Genomic DNA, 1,562 nt, shown 5'->3' with positions numbered 1-1,562 from the left:
GGCCGGCCTCGCGGCCATGGCCGACCTCGCGCACCGGGCCGAAGCGCTTGGTGGTGTTGTTGCCCGGACTTCTTCGATGTCGTGGAGGCCGCGCGCTTCCCGAAGACCGTGCTGCGCTACCGCAATCGGCCCTGGGCGCAGCGCGTCGGACTCGATGGGCTCTCGGAGGCCGAGTGGATCGCGCATTTCGGACGGTTCGAACCCTTGCCCGGCAGTTTCGAGGCGCCGCTGGCGCTACGCTACCACGGCCATCAGTTTCGCTCGTACAATCCCGATCTCGGCGACGGCCGCGGCTTCCTGTTCGCGCAGCTGCACGATCTCGGCGACGGCCGGCTGCTCGATCTCGGCACCAAGGGCAGCGGCCGGACGCCGTGGTCGCGGGCCGGCGACGGTCGGCTGACGCTGAAGGGCGGCGTGCGCGAGGTGCTGGCGACCGCGATGCTGGAGGCGCTCGGCGTCTACACCTCGAAGTCGTTCAGCCTGATCGAGACCGGCGAGGAACTGGAGCGCGGCGACGAGCCCTCCCCGACCCGCTCCTCGGTGCTCGTCCGCCTCAGCCACACGCATATCCGCATCGGCACCTTCCAGCGATTCCTCGCCCTCGACGAGCCCAAAAACCTCGAACGGCTGCTCGATCACGCGGTGGCCGCCTACTATCCCGAGATCAGCGAGGAGGCCCTGGCCGACCGGACCATCGCCTTCTTCGACCAGGTGATCGCGCGGGTGGCGCGGATGGGCGCGCGATGGATGGCGGCGGGCTTCGTCCACGGCGTGCTCAACACCGACAACATCGCGATCACCGGCGAGAGCTTCGACTACGGCCCGTGGCGCTTCGCGCCGACGCACGATGCCGGCTTCACGGCGGCCTATTTCGACCAGAACGGCCTCTACAGCTTCGGCCGCCAGCCGGAGGCGCTGTTCTGGAATCTCAGCCGGCTGGCCGAATGCTTGATCCCGCTGACGGATCAGTCGCGGCTCGAGGCCAGCCTGAAGCGGTATGGACCGGCCCTGCAGGATTCCTTTGCGGAGGCGCTCCTCTCCCGCCTCGGGCTGGCATCGCCCGCGGAGGAGGAGCGGGGGCATCGCCTCGTCTCCGCCTTCTGGAGCTTTCTGGCCAAGAGCCAGATGCCGTTCGAGCAGGCCTTCTTCGACTGGCGCGGCGGTCTCGCGAGCGAGGCGAGGGCGGCGGCGAGCCCGGCGGCTTCCTTGTACGCCGGCGACGACTTCAAGCCGGTCCATGCCGCCCTGCAGGGGTTGGAGCCGGCTGCCGACGCCCGGCTCGACCACCCGTATTTCAGCGGACAAGCGCCCTGCACGATGCTGATCGACGAGGTCGAGGCGATCTGGGAGCCCATCGCCGAGCGCGACGACTGGGCGGCCTTCGAGACCAAGCTCGCGGCGATCGAGAGCATGGCCGAAGCCCACGGCGCGCGTCCCCTCCCCGCACAGGCTTGATATGGCGGCAAAATTCGAGCTGCACGGCCGCGTCGCGCTGGTCACGGGCGCCGCGGGCGGCATCGGCGCGGCTCTGAGCCTCGCGCTGGCCGACCGGGGCTGCGGCC

Annotated in this window: 1 protein-coding gene; it reads left to right on the top strand. The window is 70.0% G+C overall.

Annotation, left to right across the window (positions count from 1 at the left end; translation table 11 throughout):
- A partial coding sequence (locus FV217_RS22250) for a protein adenylyltransferase SelO (protein WP_281407187.1) occupies nucleotides 1-1,455 on the top strand: 1,455 nt, incomplete at its 5' end.
- Between the last annotated feature and the right edge of the window lie 107 nt (nucleotides 1,456-1,562).

It is taken from the genome of Methylobacterium sp. WL9, assembly GCF_008040035.1.
GTDB lineage: Bacteria > Pseudomonadota > Alphaproteobacteria > Rhizobiales > Beijerinckiaceae > Methylobacterium > Methylobacterium thuringiense.
The sequence above is the reverse complement of the archived record's forward strand: the minus strand, read 5'-3'. Positions and strand labels throughout refer to the sequence as shown.